22 protein-coding genes are annotated in these 20,356 nt (G+C 69.6%); 14 read left to right on the top strand and 8 right to left on the bottom strand.

Annotated features, from left to right (window positions below; genetic code table 11):
- Nucleotides 1-119 precede the first annotated feature (119 nt).
- A complete protein-coding gene (locus UN84_RS15835; RefSeq protein ID WP_046078795.1) occupies nucleotides 120-1,223 on the top strand; it encodes a TRAP transporter substrate-binding protein in 1,104 nt (367 codons plus the stop codon).
- Nucleotides 1,224-1,351: 128 nt separating this feature from the next.
- On the opposite strand, the gene UN84_RS15840 is transcribed toward UN84_RS15835, so the two are convergent.
- Complete coding sequence (locus UN84_RS15840) at nucleotides 1,352-1,783, bottom strand: YqaA family protein (RefSeq protein ID WP_046078796.1); 432 nt, start codon at nucleotides 1,781-1,783, stop codon at nucleotides 1,352-1,354.
- 62 nt (nucleotides 1,784-1,845) lie between these two features.
- On the opposite strand from UN84_RS15840, the gene thiD reads away from it, so the two are divergent.
- From thiD to dtd, 4 genes are all read left to right on the top strand, one after another.
- Nucleotides 1,846-2,667, top strand: coding sequence for a bifunctional hydroxymethylpyrimidine kinase/phosphomethylpyrimidine kinase (gene thiD, locus UN84_RS15845; protein WP_046078797.1), 822 nt, complete (start codon nucleotides 1,846-1,848; stop codon nucleotides 2,665-2,667).
- Between the two features lie 99 nt (nucleotides 2,668-2,766).
- Complete coding sequence (locus tag UN84_RS15850) at nucleotides 2,767-3,612, top strand: universal stress protein (protein ID WP_046078798.1); 846 nt, start codon at nucleotides 2,767-2,769, stop codon at nucleotides 3,610-3,612.
- A gap of 88 nt (nucleotides 3,613-3,700) precedes the next feature.
- A complete protein-coding gene (locus UN84_RS15855; protein WP_035595050.1) occupies nucleotides 3,701-4,279 on the top strand; it encodes a chalcone isomerase family protein in 579 nt (192 codons plus the stop codon).
- Nucleotides 4,280-4,343: 64 nt separating this feature from the next.
- Entirely contained in the window at nucleotides 4,344-4,781 is a 438-nt protein-coding gene (gene dtd, locus UN84_RS15860) for a D-aminoacyl-tRNA deacylase (protein WP_046078799.1), read from the top strand.
- A gap of 9 nt (nucleotides 4,782-4,790) precedes the next feature.
- Here the strand turns inward: dtd and abc-f are convergent, their stop codons facing one another.
- Nucleotides 4,791-6,737 carry a ribosomal protection-like ABC-F family protein gene (gene abc-f / locus UN84_RS15865; protein WP_046078800.1) on the bottom strand — a complete coding sequence of 649 codons (1,947 nt, stop codon included), beginning with the start codon at nucleotides 6,735-6,737 and terminating at the stop codon, nucleotides 4,791-4,793.
- 50 nt (nucleotides 6,738-6,787) lie between these two features.
- Between abc-f and UN84_RS15870 the strand changes: the two genes are divergently transcribed.
- The 7 genes from UN84_RS15870 to UN84_RS15900 all read left to right on the top strand — a co-directional run bounded on the left by UN84_RS15870 (nucleotide 6,788) and on the right by UN84_RS15900 (nucleotide 12,839).
- Nucleotides 6,788-7,303, top strand: coding sequence for a TIGR02444 family protein (locus UN84_RS15870; RefSeq protein WP_052719319.1), 516 nt, complete (start codon nucleotides 6,788-6,790; stop codon nucleotides 7,301-7,303).
- A 101-nt stretch (nucleotides 7,304-7,404) separates the two neighbouring features.
- Nucleotides 7,405-8,427: a TRAP transporter substrate-binding protein gene (locus UN84_RS15875; RefSeq protein WP_046078801.1), complete on the top strand. Its 1,023-nt coding sequence runs from the start codon at nucleotides 7,405-7,407 to the stop codon at nucleotides 8,425-8,427.
- A 182-nt stretch (nucleotides 8,428-8,609) separates the two neighbouring features.
- On the top strand, nucleotides 8,610-9,188 hold the full coding sequence (locus tag UN84_RS15880; RefSeq protein ID WP_046078802.1) for a TRAP transporter small permease: 579 nt from the start codon (nucleotides 8,610-8,612) through the stop codon (nucleotides 9,186-9,188).
- A gap of 28 nt (nucleotides 9,189-9,216) precedes the next feature.
- Nucleotides 9,217-10,503 carry a TRAP transporter large permease gene (locus UN84_RS15885; protein WP_046078803.1) on the top strand — a complete coding sequence of 429 codons (1,287 nt, stop codon included), beginning with the start codon at nucleotides 9,217-9,219 and terminating at the stop codon, nucleotides 10,501-10,503.
- A 24-nt stretch (nucleotides 10,504-10,527) separates the two neighbouring features.
- Entirely contained in the window at nucleotides 10,528-10,971 is a 444-nt protein-coding gene (locus tag UN84_RS15890) for a universal stress protein (RefSeq protein WP_035595181.1), read from the top strand.
- Nucleotides 10,972-11,103: 132 nt separating this feature from the next.
- Nucleotides 11,104-11,802 carry an FKBP-type peptidyl-prolyl cis-trans isomerase gene (locus tag UN84_RS15895; RefSeq protein WP_046078804.1) on the top strand — a complete coding sequence of 233 codons (699 nt, stop codon included), beginning with the start codon at nucleotides 11,104-11,106 and terminating at the stop codon, nucleotides 11,800-11,802.
- 122 nt (nucleotides 11,803-11,924) lie between these two features.
- Complete coding sequence (locus UN84_RS15900; RefSeq protein ID WP_046078805.1) at nucleotides 11,925-12,839, top strand: AEC family transporter; 915 nt, start codon at nucleotides 11,925-11,927, stop codon at nucleotides 12,837-12,839.
- A 257-nt stretch (nucleotides 12,840-13,096) separates the two neighbouring features.
- Here the strand turns inward: UN84_RS15900 and UN84_RS15905 are convergent, their stop codons facing one another.
- Nucleotides 13,097-13,981 (bottom strand): LysR substrate-binding domain-containing protein, encoded by an 885-nt coding sequence (locus tag UN84_RS15905; protein ID WP_046078806.1) that lies wholly within the window; start codon nucleotides 13,979-13,981, stop codon nucleotides 13,097-13,099.
- Nucleotides 13,982-14,069: 88 nt separating this feature from the next.
- On the opposite strand from UN84_RS15905, the gene UN84_RS15910 reads away from it, so the two are divergent.
- Nucleotides 14,070-15,098 (top strand): DMT family transporter, encoded by a 1,029-nt coding sequence (locus UN84_RS15910; RefSeq protein WP_082090854.1) that lies wholly within the window; start codon nucleotides 14,070-14,072, stop codon nucleotides 15,096-15,098.
- A gap of 15 nt (nucleotides 15,099-15,113) precedes the next feature.
- Here UN84_RS15910 and trmB read toward each other — a convergent pair whose 3' ends face one another.
- From trmB to thiS, 3 genes are read right to left on the bottom strand one after another with little or no spacing between them, the layout of a single operon-like run.
- Nucleotides 15,114-15,860 carry a tRNA (guanosine(46)-N7)-methyltransferase TrmB gene (trmB, locus tag UN84_RS15915; protein WP_046078807.1) on the bottom strand — a complete coding sequence of 249 codons (747 nt, stop codon included), beginning with the start codon at nucleotides 15,858-15,860 and terminating at the stop codon, nucleotides 15,114-15,116.
- 37 nt (nucleotides 15,861-15,897) lie between these two features.
- Entirely contained in the window at nucleotides 15,898-16,695 is a 798-nt protein-coding gene (locus UN84_RS15920) for a thiazole synthase (RefSeq protein WP_035595017.1), read from the bottom strand.
- 33 nt (nucleotides 16,696-16,728) lie between these two features.
- The gene (gene thiS / locus UN84_RS15925; protein WP_016855894.1) at nucleotides 16,729-16,929 is read right to left on the bottom strand and encodes a sulfur carrier protein ThiS; all 201 of its coding nucleotides are present in this window, start codon (nucleotides 16,927-16,929) and stop codon (nucleotides 16,729-16,731) included.
- A 233-nt stretch (nucleotides 16,930-17,162) separates the two neighbouring features.
- Between thiS and UN84_RS15930 the strand changes: the two genes are divergently transcribed.
- The gene (locus UN84_RS15930) at nucleotides 17,163-17,555 is read left to right on the top strand and encodes a DUF423 domain-containing protein (protein ID WP_046078808.1); all 393 of its coding nucleotides are present in this window, start codon (nucleotides 17,163-17,165) and stop codon (nucleotides 17,553-17,555) included.
- Here UN84_RS15930 and UN84_RS15935 read toward each other — a convergent pair.
- Both UN84_RS15935 and UN84_RS15940 read right to left on the bottom strand, forming a co-directional pair.
- Complete coding sequence (locus tag UN84_RS15935; RefSeq protein WP_035595012.1) at nucleotides 17,531-17,944, bottom strand: PaaI family thioesterase; 414 nt, start codon at nucleotides 17,942-17,944, stop codon at nucleotides 17,531-17,533. The two genes, UN84_RS15930 and UN84_RS15935, sit on opposite strands and share 25 nt — an antisense overlap.
- A gap of 158 nt (nucleotides 17,945-18,102) precedes the next feature.
- Entirely contained in the window at nucleotides 18,103-20,277 is a 2,175-nt protein-coding gene (locus UN84_RS15940; RefSeq protein ID WP_046078809.1) for a malate synthase G, read from the bottom strand.
- Nucleotides 20,278-20,356 lie beyond the last annotated feature (79 nt).

The following is a 20,356-nucleotide window of genomic DNA, read 5'->3' on the forward strand; positions in this document are numbered from 1 at the left end:
AGTGTCGGAAGCGACTCACCGTCCTTCCCACGACGGCTCGGCCCGGCCGAGCCTTGTGCAAGCCCTGCCCTGCCGGAATCCCCGGTTCAACAACGCCACAACAGATCTAGGGAGCAAGCATGCAACGCACGTCACTCGCCAACGCCATTACCCTCGCCGGTGCCGCCACCGGCCTACTGCTCGTCGGAGCCCAGGCTCAGGCCCAGGAGACCTTCGAGTGGAAGATGGTGACCTCCTGGCCGAAGAACTTCCCCGGCGTCGGCCAGGGCCCCGAGCGCCTCGCCGAGCTGGTCGACCAGATGTCCGACGGCCGGCTGACCATCGAGGTGTTCGGCGCCGGCCAGCTGGTGCCGGGTTTCGAGGTCTTCGACGCCGTGTCCGAGGGCACCGCCGAGCTGGGCCACTCCGCCTCCTACTACTGGAAGGGCAAGGCGCCGGCGGCCCAGTTCTTCGCCGCCGTGCCGTTCGGCATGAACGCCCAGGAGATGAACGCCTGGCTGCACTACGGCGGCGGCCTGGAGCTGTGGAACGAGCTCTACGAGCCGTTCGGGGTCGACGTCATGGCCGCCGGTGCCTCCGGCGTGCAGATGGGCGGCTGGTACAACGAGGAGATCAACTCGGTCGACGATCTCGACGGCCTGAAGATGCGCATGCCGGGCCTGGGCGGCGAGGTCATGAACCGCATGGGCGTGGCGATCGTCAACATGCCCGGCGGCGAGATCTTCACCTCGCTGCAGTCCGGCGCCATCGATGCCACCGAGTGGATCGGCCCCTACAACGACCTGGCCTTCGGCCTCCACCAGGCCGCGGACTACTACTACTATCCGGGCTGGCACGAGCCGACCGTGATGTTCGAGGCGATCGTCAACGACGAGGCCATGGCATCGCTGCCGGACGATCTCCAGGCGATCCTGCGCACCGCCATCCGCGACGTGAACGCCGACGTGCTGGACGAGTACACCGCCCGCAACAACGACGCCCTGGAGACGCTGATCAACGAGCACGACGTCGAGCTGCGCCGTCTGCCGGACGACGTGCTGGCCCAGGCCAAGGAGCACTCCGCGGACGTGGTCGCCGAGCTGGCCGAGTCCAGCGAGATGGCCGGCAAGATCTACGAGTCCTACCGCGCCTTCCAGGAGAAGGTGGAGAACTACCACGCCATCTCCGAGCAGGCCTACTACAACGCCCGCAACCCGGAAGGCGACACCACCAGCGCGGAGTAAGGCCGCCGGCCCGGTCACCATTACGGCGACCGGGCGCATCAGACGGGCTGATCCGGCGCCCGTCCTGGTGCCACCTCTTCCCAGCAGGGCCGCCTTCGGGCGGCCCTGCTGCGTTTGCAGGGTCCCGCCTATCCGCAGTAGGACGCCAGCCAGGCCTCGGCCATCGCCAGCACCAGCGCATAGCGCCCGCCCTTGGCCACCAGGATCCACAGCGTGGCCCGCCACCAGGGCAGTCGGAAGATGCCCGCCAGCACGGTCAGCGGATCGCCGATCACCGGGGCCCACGAGAGCAGCAGGCTGGCCTCGCCGAAGCGCCGGTAGCCGCGCTCCGCCCGTGCCAGGCCACGCGGCGAGACCGGGAACCAGCGGCGATCCTGAAAGTGCCGGGCATAGCGGCCCAGCGCCACGTTGATCAGGCTGCCCAGCACGTTGCCCGCGGTGGCCGCCGCCCACAGCGCCGGCAGCGCCCCGCCCTGGCACCACTGCCGGGCCAGCCATGCCTCGGAGCCGCCGGGCAGCAGGGTGGCGCTGGCCAGGGCGATCATAAAGAGGCTCAGCATGGCCGCCTGCCCGGCCGCTGGCGTATGCTAGGCGCCGGATTCACGCCACGAGACGACATACGATGTCCTCCATTCCCCATACGCTTACCATCGCCGGCTCCGACCCCTCCGGCGGCGCGGGCCTGCAGGGCGACCTCAAGACGCTCTCGGCGCTGGGCACCTACGCCACCAACGTCATCACCGCGGTGATCGCCCAGAACACCCGGGGCGTGGCCGCCGTCCACCCGGTGCCGGCGCCGGTGATCGGCGAGCAGCTCGAGAACCTGCTCGACGACGTGCGCATCGACGCGGTGAAGATCGGCATGGTCGCCGACCGCGCCGTGGCCGAGACGCTGGCCGAGGTGCTCGGCCGCCGCCGCCCGCGCTGGATCGTACTCGACCCGGTGATGGTGGCCAAGAGCGGCGACATCCTGGTCGACGCCGCCGGCATCGCCGCGGTGCGCGACGTGCTGGTGCCGCTGGCCGATGTCATCACGCCCAACCTGCCCGAGGCCGCGGTGCTGCTCGACGCCGAGACGCCGCGCAGCCCGGACGCCATGGAGGCCATGCTGCCCGCCCTGCAGGCCCTCGAGGCGCCCTACGTGCTGCTCAAGGGCGGCCACCTGAGCGGCGCGACCTGCCCCGACCTGCTGGCCACGCCCGAACGCAGCCAGTGGCTGCCGGCGCCGCGCATCGCCACCGAGAACCTGCACGGCACCGGCTGTGCGCTGTCCTCGGCCATCGCCGCGCAGCTCGCGCATCTCCCGCCCGGCGCCGACGGCGACGCCATCGTCGGCGCCATCGGCGAGGCCAAGCGCTGGCTGCATGCCGCCCTCGATGCCAGCCCGCAGCTGACGGTGGGCCAGGGCCGCGGGCCGGTGCATCACTTCCACGCCCTGTGGTAACGAGGCGCAACCGGGCAGTACCGAAAAACCCAGCTTGCAGGGGCGGCGGCAGCCACCCATCCTGAAACGGTCATCTTCCGGCCGTACGAGGGTTGTGCCATGTCCCGCACCCTGCTGTTCGCCTGCGATCTCTCCGCCGAGAACCGCGCCGCCTTCGCCCGCGCCATCCGGCTGGCGAACGAGACCGGCGCCCGGCTCGACGTCGTCCACGTGCTCGACCCCTACCTGCCCCGGCGGGTCCTGCACGACCTCGAGGAAGCCGTGGTGGCGGACATCGCCGCCACCCTCACCGACATCCGCGAGGACTACGCCCTCGCCGAGCCGGCCAGCCTGATCCAGACCGTGGCCGGCGCGCCCTACGCCGAGATCATCCGCGAGGCCCACGAGCGCGAGGCCGACATGATCATCCTCGGCGCCCACCGCAAGCGCGGCCAGCCGGACCTGGTCACCGGCACCACCCTGGCGCGGGTGCTGCGCGGCGCGCCCTGTCCGGTGCTCTCGGTGAGCCACCCCGCCACCCAGTCGTGGCAGGACATCCTGGTGCCGGTCGACTTCTCGCTGACCTGCCGCCGCACCCTGCGCGAGACCCTCAAGCGCTTCCCCGAGAGCCGGCTGACCCTGCTGCACGCCTGGAACATCCCCGGCGAGCGGGAGCTGGGCTCGTCGAGCGACTACGCCCGCTGGCGCGACCGTGAGGTCGCCACGCTGCGCCGCCACCTGGAGCAGGAGACCGAGCAGCTGATGGGCGAATTGGAGCGCGTGCCCGAGGTGGAGCTGGAGCTCGAACAGGGCGACCCGCTGGACGTGCTGCTGACTCGCCTGCGCCGCCAGCCGCCCCAGCTGCTGGCGCTGGGCAGCCGCGGCCAGCTCGGCCGCCAGAGCCAGATCACCGAGCGACTCCTGGCCGAGCCGCACTGTGACGTCATGCTGTGCCGCAGCTGGTAACGGCCTCACGCGAAGGGCCATAGTTATACAGAACCATTACAGAAAAGCGGTGTCGGTATGAGTGATAGCCACTCTGGAGGATGTCTTCATGCCGATGCTGCGCCTGCCCTTCGCCGCCCTCATGTTTGCCCTGGCGCTGGCCACGGGCCTTGCCGCCATGCCCGCCGGCGCGGAGGTGGTGGTCAAGAACGCCCGCTTCGCCGCCGTCCAGCAGGTCGACGGGCGCCCCTTCCGGATGATCGGCCACGGGCTGTTCCGCTACATGATCTGGGACGCCTACGCCGGCGCCTACTACCAGGCCGAAGGCTTTCCACGGCCCGCGCCCCAGTCGGGCAACGTGCCGCGGCGCCTGGAACTCGAGTACTTCCACGCCATCGAGGCCGGCGACTTCGCCGAGGTTACCCGCGATACCCTCCGCGACCAGCTCGGCGCGGCCGACTTCCGATCGCTCGAGCCGGCGCTGTCGGCCTTCAACGCCCGCTACCGCGACGTCTCGCCGGGCGACCGCTACGCCCTGACCTGGGACGGCGAGACCCTGAGCCTGGCCCTGAACGGCGAGTCGCTCTATGCGCGGCCAGAGCCGGCGCTGGCCGATGCCCTGTTCGGCATCTGGCTCGGCGAGGCGCCGCTGGGCGACGGCTTCCGGGACGACCTGCTGGGGCGCTGAACGCGGGCGTGCTAGGCTGCCGGCTTTTGCCAGCCGCCGAGGGCGGGAAGAGAGGGAAAGTGCCATGAAAGCCCTGATCCAGCGCGTTCGCCACGCCAGCGTCACCGTCGACGACCGCGAGACCGGCGCCATCGACCACGGCCTGCTGGCGCTGATCGGCGTCGAGAAGGGGGATGACGAGCAGAGCGTCGAGCGGCTGCTGCACAAGCTGCTGCACTACCGGGTGTTCTCCGACCCGGACGGCAAGATGAACCTCAACCTGCAGCAGGCCGAGGGCAGCCTGCTGCTGGTGTCGCAGTTCACCCTGGCCGCCGACACCCGCAAGGGGCTGCGCCCCGGCTTCTCCAGCGCCGCGCCGCCCGCTGAGGGCCAGCGGCTGTTCGAGGCGCTGGTCGAGCGCGCCCGGGCCGCCTGGCCGAAGGTCGCCACCGGCGAGTTCGGCGCCGACATGCAGGTGGCGCTGGTCAACGACGGTCCGGTGACCTTCCTGCTCGAGAGCTGAACCGGCGCCTCAGGTCGCCTCGCGCAGCTCCGCTTCCATCGCCTCCAGCGATTCCTCCGCCGCCAGCCAGGCCTGCTCCAGCTCGCCGAGCCGCGACGCCAGCTCGGCCTGCTCGGCGAGCCGCTGGGAGAGTTCGTCCTTGCGCGCCTCGTCGGTGTAGAGCTCGGCGTCGCCCAAGGCGTCCTCCACCTTGCCGAGCGAGGCCTGCACCTTCTCCATCTCGCGCTCGGCGCGATCGCGCTCGCGCTTGAGCGGGCGCAGCTTCTCGCGCAGCTCGGCGGCGGCGCGACGCGCGGCCTTGCGATCCTCCTTCGGCGCCTCGGCGGCCTCCTGACGCTCGACCTTCTGGGCCCGGGCCTCGCGGCGCTCGTTCTCGAGCCGCGTCTTGAGCCAGGCGCGATAGTCGTCGAGGTCGCCGTCGAAGGGCGTGACCCGGTGGTCGGCGACCCGCCAGAACTCGTCCACGGTGGCGCGCAGCAGGTGGCGATCGTGGGAGACCACGATCACCGTGCCCTCGAAGCTGGCCAGCGCCTCGGTGAGCGCCTCGCGCATCTCCAGGTCCAGGTGGTTGGTCGGCTCGTCGAGCAGCAGCAGGTTGGGCTTCTGCCAGGCCACCAGCGCCAGCGCCAGCCGCGCCTTCTCGCCGCCGGAGAAGCGCCCCACCTCGGCGAAGGCGTCGTCGCCCTTGAAGCCGAAGCCGCCCAGGAAGTTGCGGATGTCCAGATCCGCGGCCCGCGGCGACAGCCGCTGCACGTGGATGAAGGGCGTGGCCGAGAGGTCGAGCCCCTCGAGCTGATGCTGGGCGAAGTAGCCGATGGCCAGGTGCTCGCCGGGCACCCGACGCCCGCCGAGCAGCGGCAGCTCGCCGGTCAGCGACTTGATCAGCGTCGACTTGCCGGCGCCGTTGGGGCCGAGCAGGCCGATGCGCTGCCCCGGCTGCAGGGTCATGTCGACGTCCTCGAGCTGGACGGTCTCGCCGTCCTCGCCGCGATAGCCGAGCCGCGCCTCGTCCAGCACCAGCAGCGGGTGCGAGGTGCGGTCGGCGGACGGCAGCGTGAAGTGGAAGGGCGAATCGACGTGGGCCACGGCGATCTCGCCCATGCGCTCGAGCATCTTCAAACGGCTCTGGGCCTGGCGGGCCTTGGTGGCCTTGTAGCGGAAGCGCGCCACGAAGCGCTCGATCTCCTCCTTGCGCGCCTGCTGCTTGGCCGCCTCGGCCTGCTGCAGGGCCAGCTTCTCGGCCCGGGTGCGCTCGAAGGTGGAGTAGTTGCCGCGATACAGCACCAGCGAGCGACGATCGAAATGCACGATGTGATCGCACACCGCGTCGAGGAAGTCGCGGTCGTGGGAGATCAGCAGCAGGGTGCCCGGGTAGCGGGTCAGCCACTGCTCGAGCCACAGCAGGGCGTCGAGGTCCAGGTGGTTGGTGGGCTCGTCGAGCAGCAGCAGGTCGGAGGGCATGAACAGGGTGCGCGCCAGGTTGACGCGCATCCGCCAGCCGCCGGAGAAGTCCGACAGCGGCCGCGCGAGGTCGCCCTGGTCGAAGCCGAGCCCGACCAGCAGCTGGGCCGCCCGGGCCGGGGCGCTGTAGCCGTCCAGCGCCTCGATGGTGCCGTGCAGCTCCGCCTCGCGGTGAACATCGCCGTTTGCCTGAGCCCTGGCCAGCGCGGCTTCCGCCTCGCGCAGGGCCCGGTCGCCGTCGAGCACGTAGTCCTGGATGCTGCGCTCCAGCGCCTCGACCTCCTGCGCCATGTGGGCGATGCGCTGGCCGCCGCTCATCTCGAGCTCGCCGCGATCGGGGGCGAACTCGCCGCGCAGCAGGCCGAACAGGCTCGACTTGCCGGCGCCGTTGGGCCCGACGATGCCCGCCTTGTGGCCGGCGTGCAGGGTCAGGTCGGCGTCCTCGAGCAGCGCTTGGGTGCCGCGTTGCAGGGAAACTTGGCGCAGTGCAATCATGAAGGCTCCACAGGAAGGCATAGGGCCGCCGCCGTGACGACAGCCGAATCATGACGCCCGATTCTACCGAATTGCCGGCCGCTCTGCGGGCCCGGCTCGCCGCCGATCCGCTATGGGACGTCGCCCTGGCGCTCTACGCCCGCCCCGGCGCGGAAGCCGCCTGCCTGCACCTGCAGGACGACGCCGGCGTCGAGGTGATCGAGCTGCTGTGGCGGCTGTGGCTGTTCCGCCACGGGCTGGCCGCCGGCCCGATGCCCGATGCGGTGGCCCGCTGGCAGGCCGAGGTGACCGCGCCGCTGCGCCGGCTGCGCCGCTCGCTCAAGGCCGAGGCCGCCGAGCGCGAGAGCGTCGCCTCGCTGCGCCAGCGGATCAAGGCCTGCGAGCTCGACGCCGAGCGTGAGGCCCTGGCGCGGCTGGAAGCGCATAGCCTCGACGACAACGCCACTCATCGGCCTCTATCACCCGGCGATGACCTGCGAGATGCACTGCCTTTTTATTCCCGACTGACAAAACCGTCTCATCTTGCGGCGCTAGGAAGGTTGAATGACCAACTTGACCCTTCATGATCGCCCCACTAGCCTGAACAAACGCTGCAAAAACAAAACGTTCTTTTCGTTAGCAATATCATCGTGATGTTGCTGGCAGAACCTGCAGAGGAAGCGCATCAATGAAGTCACAAAAGCTGCTGGCCACCGCGGGCATCGGTGCCCTGATGCTGGGCATGTCGACGTCCGCCTTCTCGGACAACTGGCGCTACGCTCACGAGGAGTACGAGGGCGACGTACAGGACGTCTTCGCCCAGGAATTCAAGCGCTACGTGGAGGAGAATTCCGACCACAACGTGCAAGTCTATCGCTTCGGTGAGCTCGGCGAGTCCGACGACATCATGGAGCAGACCCAGAACGGCATCCTGCAGTTCGTGGACCAGTCCCCCGGCTTCACCGGCGCCCTGATCCCGGCGGCCCAGATTTTCTTCATTCCGTATCTGATGCCGACCGACATGGACACCGTGCTCGAGTTCTTCGACGAGAGCAAGGCCATCAACGAGATGTTCCCCGAGCTCTACGCCGAGCACGGCCTGAAGCTGCTGCAGATGTTCCCCGAGGGGGAAATGGTGGTCACCGCCGACGAGCCGATCACCGAACCCGCGGACTTCGACAACAAGAAGATCCGGGTGATGACCAATCCGCTGCTCGCCGAGACCTACAACGCCTTCGGCGCCACCCCGACCCCGCTGCCCTGGGGCGAGGTGTACGGCGGCCTGCAGACCGGCATCATCGACGGCCAGGAGAACCCGATCTTCTGGATCGAGTCCGGCGGCCTCTACGAGGTGTCTCCGAACCTGACCTTCACCGGTCACGGCTGGTTCACCACCGCCATGATGGCCAACCAGGACTTCTACGAAGGCCTGTCCGACGAGGACAAGCAGCTGGTGCAGGACGCCACCGACGCGGCCTATGACCACACCATCGAGCACATCCAGGGCCTCGCCGAGGACTCGCTCGACAAGATCATGGAAGCCTGCGACGAGTGCACCGTGACGCGCCTGAACGACGAGCAGATCGCCACCTTCAAGGAGCGCGCGCCCCAGGTCGAGGACGCCTTCCTCGAGATGACCGGCGAGGACGGCGCCGCGCTGCTCGAGCAGTTCAAGGCCGACCTCGAGGCCGTGCAGCAAGCCGAGGAGTGATCGCGATCACCCGACCGGCACGATGGGGGCAGCCTGGCTGCCCCCGTTTTGTTTCCGCCCGGGCAACGTTCAACCAACGTTGATCCGCGGGGCCTATGGCATGGCCTCCAGCCGTTACGCTGCTCCATAGGGATGTCGCTCGCGCGTCATGCCGTTCGCCACGATTCCAGGGAATTACGCCCATGACCGACGAAGATTCCGAAAAGCACTATCGTTCCGGACTGCCGGGCTTTCTCGGCGTCATCGACACCTTCATCAGCAAGGTCGAGGCGGTGATCCTCGCCCTCGGCGTGCTGCTGATGGCCGCCAACACCATCGCCAACGTCATCGGCCGCTTCGTCTTCGGCGAGAGCATCTTCTTCTCCGGCGAGATCAACCGCATCCTGATCATCATGATCACCTTCGCCGGCATCGGCTATGCGGCGCGCCACGGCCGGCACATCCGCATGTCGGCGATCTACGATGCCCTGCCGGTGGGCGGGCGCCGCGCGCTGATGATCGCGATCTCGCTGTTCACCTCCCTGGTGATGTTCTTCCTGCTCTATTTCTCGGTGCTCTACATCCTCGACCTGCACGACAAGGGCCGCATCCTGCCGGCGCTCGGCTTCCCTATCTGGATCATCTACGTCTGGGTGCCGCTGGGCTTTCTGATCACCGGCATCCAGTACCTGCTCACCGCCATCAAGAACATGACGTCCCGCGACGTCTACCTGTCGACCTCGGTGCTCGACGGGTACAAGGATACGGAAACGGAAGTCTGATGATGGGCACGACCCGGGGGAACGCACGATGACGACAATAATGGTGGTGACCATGATCGCCCTGCTGCTGCTGGGCTTTCCGATGATGATCCCGCTGATCACCGCGGCGGTGATCGGCTTCTTCATGATGTTCAACGGCCTGGGCCAAATGGAGACGCTGATCCAGCAGATGATGGCCGGCATCCGGCCAGCCTCGCTGATCGCGGTGCCGATGTTCATCCTCGCCGCCGACATCATGACCCGCGGCCAGTCGGCGGAGCGCCTGATCAACATGGTGATGTCCTTCATCGGCCACGTGAAGGGCGGTCTGGCGGTCAGCACCGCGGCCTCCTGCACCCTGTTCGGCGCCGTCTCCGGCTCCACCCAGGCCACCGTGGTGGCGGTGGGCTCGCCCCTGCGCCCGCGGATGCTCAAAGCCGGCTACTCGGACTCCTTCACCCTGGCGCTGATCATCAACGCCAGCGACATCGCCTTCCTGATTCCGCCCAGCATCGGCATGATCATCTACGGGGTGATCTCCGGCACCTCCATCGGCGAGCTGTTCATCGCCGGCATCGGGCCCGGCCTGCTGATTCTCGCCATGTTCTCCGCCTACTGCGTGGCCTACGCCGTGATCCGCAAGGTGCCCACCGAGCCCAAGGCCGGCTGGGGCGAACGCCTGGGCGCGGTACGCATGGCGCTGTGGCCGCTGGGCTTCCCGGTGATCATCGTCGGCGGCATCTATGGCGGTATCTTCAGCCCCACCGAGGCCGCCGCGGCCTGCGTGCTGTATGCCATCCTGCTCGAGTTCGTGGTGTTCCGCTCGCTCAAGATCAATGACATCTACGCCATCGCCAAGTCCACCGGCCTGATCACCGCCGTGGTGTTCATCCTGGTCGCCGTCGGCAACGGCTTCTCCTGGATCATCTCCTTCGCCCAGATTCCCCAGGCGATCCTCGAGGCGGTGGGCATCAACGAGGCCGGCCCCACCGGGGTGCTGATCGCGATCTGCATCGCCTTCTTCGTGGCCTGCATGTTCGTCGACCCCATCGTGGTGATCCTGGTGCTGACGCCGATCTTCGCCCCCGCCATCGAGGCCACCGGCCTGGACCCGGTGCTGGTCGGCATCCTGATCACCCTGCAGGTGGCCATCGGCTCGGCGACGCCACCCTTCGGCTGCGACATCTTCACCGCCATCGCGATCTTCAAGCGGCCCTACCTGGACGTCATCAAGGGCACGCCGCCGTTCGTGTTCCTGCTGATCCTCGCCGCCGCCCTGCTGATCATGTTCCCGCAGATCGCCCTGTTCCTGCGCGACCTGGCCTTCAGCGGCTGACCGGGACCCAAAGGAGAGCTCATGATGTTCAAGCGGATCATGGTACCGGTGGATGGCTCCAAGGGCGCCATCAAGGCACTGGACAAGGCCGTCGCGCTGCAGCGGCTCACCGGCGCCGAACTCTACCTGCTGTGCGTGTTCAAGCATCACAGCCTGCTCGAGGCCTCGCTGTCCATGATCAGGCCCGAGAAGCTCGACATCCCCGACGATGCCCTCAAGGAGTACGCCACCGAGATCGCCGTGCAGGCCAAGGCGCACGCCGCCGAGCTCGGCGTGCCCGCCGACAGGGTGCGTGCCTTCGTCAAGGGGGGCCGCCCCTCGCGCACCATCGTGCGCTTCGCCCGCAAGCGCGACTGCGACCTGATCGTGATCGGCGCCCAGGGCACCAACGGCGACAAGGGTCTGCTGCTGGGCAGCGTGTCGCAGCGGGTGGCGGGCTCGGCCCACTGCCCAACCCTCGTGGTCTAGGGCCGCCGGCGCGCCTCCTGCCGGGTCGGTTTCCGCGCCGTCGAGACGGGTGCGGAACCGATCCGGCCCTGTTAGAGTCCCAAGAACCCCATTCACCGATGGCGCCAAGGCGCCGGAGTACAAGGCATTTTCATGAAGCGACTGCTGACCACCGCATCCCTGACGGCGCTGCTGACCGCTGCCCCGCTGGCACTGGCCGCCCCCGAGACCGACGGCGAGAAGCTCGGCTACAGCCTCGGCGTGACCCTGGGCAAGAGCATCCAGCAGGACGTCTCCGATCTCGATGTCGACGCCTTCACCCAGGCCGTTCGCGATGTCTTCGACGACAACGAGCTGGAGATGACCGAGGACGAGATGAACGCCACCATGCAGGCCTTCCAGCAGCAGGCCATGCAGCAGCGCGCCGCCGAGGCCCAGCAGCTGGCCGAGGAGAACCAGGCCGCCGGCGAGGCCTATCAGGCCGAAAACGCCGAGAAGGACGACGTGACCGTCACCGCCTCCGGCCTGCAGTATCGCGAGATCGAATCCGGCGACGGCGCCTCGCCCAGCGACGGCGACACCGTCAAGGTCAACTACGAAGGCCAGCTGATCGACGGCACCGTCTTCGACAGCTCCTACGAGCGCGGCGAGCCGGTCAGCTTCCAGGTCGGCCAAGTCATCGAAGGCTGGCAGGAAGCCCTGAAGCTGATGAGCGTCGGCGACACCTGGGAAGTCGTGATCCCGGCCGAACTCGGCTATGGCAGCCGCGGCCAGGGCCCGATCGGCCCCAACGAGACCCTGGTGTTCAAGGTCGAGCTGCTCGATGTGAACCCGGACAACGCCGAAGGCTGATCGCCCCAGGGCGAGCGCGCCTCGATGGCGCGACCGGCGGCCGGCCTCCCTCGGGGCCGGCCGCCTTGCGTTGGGCGGCCTGACGCGCCGCGCTCACCTCTCGACCAGGGAATGGCATCGTCATGGAAAGCATCATCGGCGCCCTCGGGCCCCTGTTCCTGCTGATCCTGCTCGGCGCCCTGCTGGGCCGTGGTCCCTGGCCCGGCGGCGACTTCTGGTCGCGCCTCGAGGGCCTGATCTACTACCTGCTGTTCCCGGCGATGCTGGTGGCCACCCTGGCCGAGGCCGACATCCGCGCGGTGCCGGTCGCCCGCCTCGCCCTGGTGCTGCTCGGTGGCCTGCTGCTGCTGGCCGTCGGCCTGTGGACGCTGCGGCCGCGGCTGGGGCTCGGCATGCCGGCCTTCACCTCGGTCTTCCAGGGCGCGCTGCGCTTCAACACCTACGTGGGCGTGGCCGGCGCCGCCGCCCTGCACGGCCCGGCCGGCGCCACCGTGGCGGCGGTCGCCGTGGCGCTGATGGTGCCGCTGGTCAACGTACTGTGCGTGCTGACCTTCCTCGCTGCCGGCACCCTGGGCAAGGGCGGCGTGGGCGCCAGCCTCCGGGCCCTGGCCCGCAACCCGCTGATCCTGGCCTGCCTGGCCGGGGCGGGGCTCAACCTCTCGGGGATCGGCCTGCCCGGCTGGAGCCACGACGCGGTGGCCCTGCTCGGCCGGGCGGCGCTGCCGCTGGGCCTGGTGGCGGTGGGCGTGGCGCTCCGCCCCCAGGCGGTGCTGCGCCGGGACGGCGGCCTCTGGACCGCCACCCTGATCAAGCTGGCGCTGCTGCCGGCCCTGGTGCTGGGGCTGACCACCCTGCTCGGCCTGGACGCGGTGAGCCGCGACGTGGCGCTGCTCTTCGCCGCCCTGCCCACCGCCACCTCGGCCTATATCCTGTCGCGACAGCTGGGCGGCGACGCCGAATTGATGGCCGCGTTGATTACCGTCCAGACCCTGCTGGCCATGCTGAGCCTGCCGCTGTGGCTGCGCCTGATCGCCTAGCCAGCGACATCAAATAAAAAATATTCTCGTTACGCTTGACGCATCAAATGAGAATGATTTACCTTTCATTCATGGCATCGCCGAGGTGCGTGTCAGACCCGCGGGGCCCTGCCAGTCCTCCGCGGGGGATTCTCCTCCTCATTGCTAGTCACGGTCTTTCGCCGCCCCGCCCAGGGCGGCTTTCTTTTGCGCGCGACCTTTCCGCACTGGCTCCGAGCGCCCGCGGCACCGTGACGTGCCCTCACCGCACGCGTGCGTCAGCTCCGCTGGCCCAGGCGCGCCTTGATCATCTCTCCCAGCGCCTCCACCGCCGGCCAGGAGGCCGCATTGACGCCTCGCCCGTAATGCAGCTCGGCCTGGCAGTCCGCCAGCCGCGGCAGGCCCTCGGCCTCACCCAGCTCGCGCATGGCCGGCGTCAGGCGATCACGCTCCAGGATGCTCACCGCCAGCCCCGCCTCCACGGCAGTCTCCAGCGCATGGATGCTGGTACTGGTGAAGACCGCATGCCAGGGGCGCCCGCCGGCCTCCAGGGCCTCGATGCCGAGCTGGCGGTAGGGACAGTCCACCGGATGCAGCGCCAGCGGCAACGGGGCCTCCGGCGCCAGCGCCAGGTCCCGGGCGCCGGCCCATACCGGCGAGGTACGCCACAGCGGCTCACCGCCGCTGAGTCGATGAGGACGGTCCAGCGCCACGACCAGCGACAGCTGGCCCCGCTCCAGGCGGCGGGCCAGCTCGCCGCTGGTCGCGGTCACGGCCTCCAGCACCACGTCAGGATGGCGGGCCAGGAAGTCCGGCAGCAGGCGCCCGACCAGGCGGCTGGCGTAGTCCTCGGGCATACCGAAGCTGACCCGGCCGGACAGGCCGCGGCCGCTGATCCGAGCCACCAGGCCGTCGTGATGGCGCAGCAGCTCCCGGGCCTCGCCGAGCAGCGCCTCGCCGCTGGCGGTGAGCGTCATGCCCCGGGCACCGCGCACCAGCAGCCGGGCCTCCAGGCGCGTCTCGAGGCGCTTGATCTGCATGCTCAGGGCACTGACGGTGCGGTGGCGCTGCTCGGCCGCCGCGGCCAGCGAGCCCAGCCGCGCCACCGCCACGAAGCTGCGCAGCGCCTCCAGGTCCAGGGTCTGGGAAGAGACTTCAACCATACTGAACACTCACTGAAAAAAGTTGCGATTCACTGAAGACATTAGCCGGCGCAGACTCGCCCCTGCAAGTTCGCGGGAGGAGACCGACATGCTGGCGAGACAATGGGTTCAGTGGGCACCGCCCCAGCCGCAGCAGCTGGGGAGCCTGGCGATCGCTGTGGGCTTCGTGATCTGCTGGAGCAGCGGCTTCGTGGGCAGCCGTCTGGCCGTGGCCGCCGAGTCGCCGGCGCTCTCGCTCTACGCCTGGCGCTTCGCGCTGGCCACCCTGCTGGCCGGCCTGTGGACGCTGATCGCGACCCGCGCGCAACGCACTCGAGCACCGGGCGCCCTGGCCCACGAGGCCCTGGTCGGCAGCCTCACGGTGGGCGGCTATCTGCTGGCCATGCTGCTGGCGGTGGAAAGCGGCGTCAGTGCCGGCGTGGCGGCCCTGATCGGCGCCCTGCAGCCCCTGGCCGCGACGCTGATGGCCGGCCGCCTGCTGGGCGAGCGTCCGCGGATGGCCCAATGGCTGGGACTGGGCGTGGCGACCCTGGGGGCGGGGCTGAGCGTGATGGACGATCTCGGCGGCGTCGGCGGGGCACCGCTCTGGGCCTACGGACTGCCGCTGCTGGCGGTGATCGCGGTGAGCCTCGGCAGCGTGCTGAGCGCCGGGCGGCCGGCGACCCTGCCCATGGCGACGCGCCTGACCGCCCAGCTGGCGGCGGCCACCCTGGTGTTCGCCCTCGCCGCCTGGCTGAGCGGCGAAGGACTGCCCGCCCCGGCGCTGGAGGCGGAGACCCTGGCGGCCCTGGCCTGGCTGATCCTGCTGGCAACCTTCGGCGGCTACGGTTTCTTCAACGCCAGCCTGCAACGCTTCGGGGTCAGCCAGAGCGCCGCGCTGGTGGCCCTGACACCGGCCGCCACCCTGGCCGCCACGGCGCTGATGTTCGGCGAATGGCCGGGCATGCTGGGCGCCGCCGGCATGGCCCTCGGGCTGCTCGGCGCCGTGAGCGCCCTGGCGAGCGGTCGGCGCCGCGGGCGAGGCGCCGGCGGCCATGTCGCCACGGCCCGCCCGGTCACGGAGCGGGAAGCGCGTCGACGGGTCCGACCGAACGCCCCGACCACGCGGCGAGGCTGAGCGCGCGGGAAGGAATCAGTCGGCGCGACGGAAGATCAGGTCCCAGACGCCGTGGCCGAGCTTCTCGCCGCGCTGCTCGAACTTGGTCAGCGGGCGGAACTCGGGGCGCGGCACGTAGGGGGCCGTCTCGTCGGTGGCGGTGTTCTGGTAGCCCGGCGCCTCGACCATCACCTCGGCCATCCACTCGGCGTAGGCCTCCCAGTCGGTGGCCATGTGCAGGGTGCCGCCGGGCTTGAGGCGCGTGCGCACCAGCTCGACGAAGGCCGGCTGGACGATGCGCCGCTTGTGATGCTTCTTCTTGGTCCAGGGGTCGGGGAAGAACAGCTGCAGGGTGTCGAGGCTGCCCTCGGGCAGGCACTGCTCGAGCACCAGCAGCGCGTCCTCGCGATAGACCCGGAGGTTGGTCAGGCCGCGCTTGTCGGCCTCGTCGAGCAGCTTGCCGACGCCGGGCGCATGCACCTCGATGCCGATGAAGTCGGTGTCGGGATGGGTCTCGGCCTGCTCGATCAGCGAGCCGCCCATGCCGAAGCCGATCTCCAGCACCACCGGAGCGCGACGCCCGAACAGCGTCTCGAGGTCCTGGCGGCCGTCCTCGAGGGTCAGCCCCAGACGCGGCCACACCTCCTCGAGGCCGCGGGTCTGGGCGGCGGTCATGCGCCCGGCGCGCAGCACGTAGCTCTTGATCCCGCGGCGATGCAGCGGGGCGTCGGGGCCCTCGGGAGCGTCGGTCGAGGGCGTGTCGGGGCGTTGTTCGTCGTTCATGCGCGGCGTTGAAACTCGTGAAGGTCGAAAGACAGGATCAGGCGTTGATACGCCCGGCCAGCGGCGAGGACGGCTCGGCGCCCTGGCGGCGCGGCATGCGTCCGGCAAGGAAGGCCTCGCGGCCGGCCAGCACGGCCCGCTTCATGGCGCCGGCCATCAGCACCGGCTGGCGGGCGTGGGCGATGGCGGAGTTCATCAGCACCCCGTCGCAGCCCAGCTCCATGGCCTGGGCGGCCTCGGAGGCGGTGCCGATGCCGGCATCCACCAGCACCGGCACGCTGGCCTGCTCGATGATCAGGCGGATGTTGTGCGGATTCTGGATGCCGTGGCCGGAGCCGATCAGCGAGCCCAGCGGCATCACGGCGCAGCAGCCGAGACGCTCCAGCTCGCGGGCAACGATGGGATCGTCGCTGGTGTAGACCATGACGTCGAAGCCGTCGTTGACCAGGGTCTCGGCGGCGGCCAGGGTCTCCACCACGTTGGGATACAGGGTGGTGTCATCGCCCAGCACCTCGAGCTTGACTAGGTTGTGGCCGTCGAGCAGCTCGCGGGCCAGCCGGCAGGTGCGCACCGCATCCTGGGCGGTGTAGCAGCCGGCGGTGTTGGGCAGCAGGGTATAGCGCTCCGGGGACACCACGTCGAGCAGATTGGGCGCCGAGGCGTCCTGGCCCAGATTGGTGCGACGCACGGCGAAGGTCACCACCTCGGCCCCGCTGGCGGCGATGGCCTCGCCGGTCTCGTCGACATCGCGGTACTTGCCGGTGCCCACCAGCAGGCGCGAGGCGAATTCACGGCCGGCGACGCGCAGCGGCGCGTCCTGGAAGAAGTCGGTCATTGTATTGTGGCTCCTATGCGGGGGTCTCGCGGCTCAGCCGCCACCGATGGCATGGACGATCTCCACCCTGTCGCCGTCGGCCAGACGCGTCTCGCCGTGCGCGCTTCGGGGGACGATCTCCTCGTTGACCTCCACGGCGATGCGCCGTCCGGCCAGGCCGAGGGTCTCGACCAGCTGGGCCACGGAGGCCTCGGCCTCCAGGGTGCGCGCCTCGCCGTTGAGCTGGATCTGCATGGCATCCTCCGGGGCTGCGATTTCGCGGGTCCATATTGTAGCGCCTCGGGGCGCCCCCGGGTACGGTAGGGCGCAGACCTGGCGGGGCCGATCTGGCAACAGGCCGCCGCGGGGCGCTGTGACCCCATCCCTGGGCGCTACCTTTTGCCGTCCCTGGCAAAAACCCCGCTCTGGCCTGTCCCCAGCCCCTGCTCAGACATCACGGGAACACACCCCAACGGGAGAAAGACAGCATGCGGGATCGCGGCTGGTGGATGGCAGTGGCGCTGTGCGGCGCCCTGACGGTGATGGCCGGGGCCTTCGGCGCCCATGCCCTGAACGGCACGCTGACGCCGAGACTGATGACGGTGTTCGAGACCGGGGTGCGCTACCAGGCCTGGCATACCCTGGCGATGCTCGCCGTGCTGGCCTGGCGCGCCACGCACCCGCTGGCCGGCCAGCGCTGGGTCCTCGGCCTGTGGCTGGCCGGCATGACGCTGTTCTCGGGCTCGCTCTACGCCCTGGCGATCAGCGGCGTGAAGGTGCTCGGCGCCATCACGCCGATCGGCGGCGGGCTGCTGATCCTCGGCTGGCTGGCGCTGGCCGTGGCGGCCTGGCGCCGTCAGTCGGCATCGGGCAAGGCATAAGTCGCGGTGACCAGCGCCACCGGCGCCTCCTCGCCGTCGGAGAACAGCTGCACCTCGCCCACCGCCAGCCGTCGCCCCAGCTTGAGCAGCCGGGCGTTGGCGATCAAGTCGCGATCGCCCCGCGGGCGACGCAGGAAGCGGCAGTGCAGGTCGCTGGTGACCGCCATCGGCTCGGGGCCGATCTGGGCCAGGATCGCCACGTAGAGGCAGACGTCGGCCAGCCCCATCAGAGTCGGGCCGGAGACGCTGGCACCGGGACGCAGGTGCTCGTCCTCGATGGCCAGGCTCATGGTGGCGCGGCCCTCGCCGACGCCCTCGATGGTGCCGGCACGCTGGGGAAACACCTCGTCGAGGAATTCCTCGATGGCGGCGGCGGTCATCACGGTCATGGGCGCGCTCCCTGCGGCTGAACGATGGCCACAAGATAGCCCAGCCCGCGCGCGACGCACACCCGGGGCATCTCCCTTTTCCCTTCTCTCGTTTTCTCGCCCCCAACGAAAGCCGCCCCCATGAAGGGGGCGGCGAACGGCATGCTGGCGAGAGGCGATCAGCCGGCCTTGTGGACGGCGCGCCAGTGGTGCAGCAGCGGCTCGGTGTAGCCGGAGGGCTGCTCGATGCCCTTGAAGATCAGGTCCGAGGCGGCCTGGAAGGCGTGGGAGCCGGCGAAGTCGGCGCTCATCGGCGAGTAGGCCGGGTCACCGGCGTTCTGCTCGTCGACCACCTTGGCCATGCGCTCCAGGGTGGCGCGCACGCGAGCTTCGTCGACCACGCCGTGGTACAGCCAGTTGGCCACGTGCTGGCTGGAGATGCGCAGGGTGGCGCGGTCTTCCATCAGGCCCACGTCATGGATGTCCGGCACCTTGGAGCAGCCGACGCCCTGCTCGACCCAGCGCACCACGTAGCCGAGGATGCCCTGGCAGTTGTTGTCCAGCTCCTGCTGCAGCTCGTCCTCGGACCAGTCGGTGTTCTCGGCCACCGGCACGGTCAGCAGCTCGTCCAGCAGGTCCGGCTCGCCCTGGGCCTCCAGCTCGCGCTGCACCTCGGCCACGCTGACCTGGTGGTAGTGCAGGGCGTGCAGGGTGGCGGCGGTCGGCGACGGCACCCAGGCGGTGTTGGCACCGGCCTTGGGATGGCCGATCTTCTGCTCGAGCATGGCCGCCATCAGGTCCGGCATGGCCCACATGCCCTTGCCGATCTGGGCGTGGCCGCGCAGGCCGCAGGCCAGGCCGACCTGAACGTTGTTGCGCTCGTAGGCACCGATCCAGGCGGCGCCCTTCATGTCGCCCTTGCGCACCATGGGGCCGGCCTGCATGGCGGTGTGCATCTCGTCGCCGGTGCGGTCGAGGAAGCCGGTGTTGATGAACACCACCCGCGAGGTCGCCTCATTGATGCAGGCCTTGAGGTTGACCGAGGTGCGGCGCTCCTCGTCCATGATGCCCATCTTGAGGGTGTCACGCTGGAGGCCCAGCAGGTCCTCGACGCGGCCGAACAGCTCGTTGGTGAAGGCCACTTCCTTCGGGCCGTGCATCTTCGGCTTGACGATGTAGACCGAGCCCTCGCGGGAGTTGCGGGCCTCGCCCTCGCCCTTCTGCAGGTCGCGGATGGACAGCAGGCTGGTCATGACCGCGTCGAGGATGCCTTCCGGCAGCTCGTTGCCGTCGGCGTCCAGCACCGCCGGGGTGGTCATCAGGTGGCCGACGTTGCGCACGAACAGCAGCGAGCGGCCGGGCAGGGTCACCTCGCCGCCGTCCGGCGCGGTCCAGGTGCGATCCGCCGCCAGCTTGCGGGTGAAGCGCTTGCCGCCCTTCTCGATCGGCTCCTCGAGGTCGCCGGCCATCAGGCCCAGCCAGTTGGCGTAGACGCCGACCTTGTCCTCGGCGTCCACCGCCGCGACCGAGTCCTCGCAGTCCATGATCGAGGTCAGCGCGGCCTCGACGACCACGTCCTTGACGCCTGCCGCATCAGTCTTGCCGATCGGATGGGTGGCGTCGATCTGGATCTCCAGGTGCAGGTCGTTGTTGGCCAGCAGCACCGAGGTCGGGGCGTCGGTCTCGCCCAGGTAGCCGACCAGCTTGCCCGGCTCCTTGAGGCCGGTCTCGCGGCCGCCTTCCAGGCTCACCACCAGGTGGCCGTCGCGCAGCGCGTACTTCACGGCCTCGGCGTGGGAGCCGGTGGCCAGCGGCACGGCACGGTCGAGCACGCCGCGGGCGTAGGCGATGACCTTCTCGGCGCGCTTCGGGTTGAAGCTGTCGCCGCGCTCGGCGCCGTCTTCGTCGGCGATGGCATCGGTGCCGTAGAGCGCGTCGTAGAGGCTGCCCCAGCGGGCGTTGGCGGCGTTGAGCGCGTAGCGGGCGTTGTTCACCGGCACCACCAGCTGCGGGCCGGCCTGCACGGCGATCTCGCGGTCGACGTTGGTGGTAGTGACCTTGACCTCGGCGGGGGCCGGCTGCAGATAGCCGATGCGCTCGAGGAAGCCGCGATAGGCGGCCATGTCACGCACCGGGCCTGAATTCTCGCGGTGCCAGGCGTCGAGCTCGGCCTGCAGGGCATCGCGCTCGGCGAGCAGTTCGCGGTTCTTCGGTGTCAGATCATGAAAGAGGGCGTCGACGCCGGCCCAGAAGGCCTCGGGATCGACGCCGGAGCCCGGCAGGGCCTGCTCATTGATGAAGCGGTCCAGCTCGGCGGCCACCTGCAGACGGTGGCGAGTGATACGTTGGGTCATGGGTCGTTCTCCTATGCGAGGCGTTTCGGCGCTCCCCAAGCGCCAATCGGCCGGACAGGCAATGGTGACTGCGTGGCCT

Source organism: Halomonas sp. HG01, assembly GCF_000968715.2.
GTDB classification, from domain to species: domain Bacteria; phylum Pseudomonadota; class Gammaproteobacteria; order Pseudomonadales; family Halomonadaceae; genus Halomonas; species Halomonas halophila.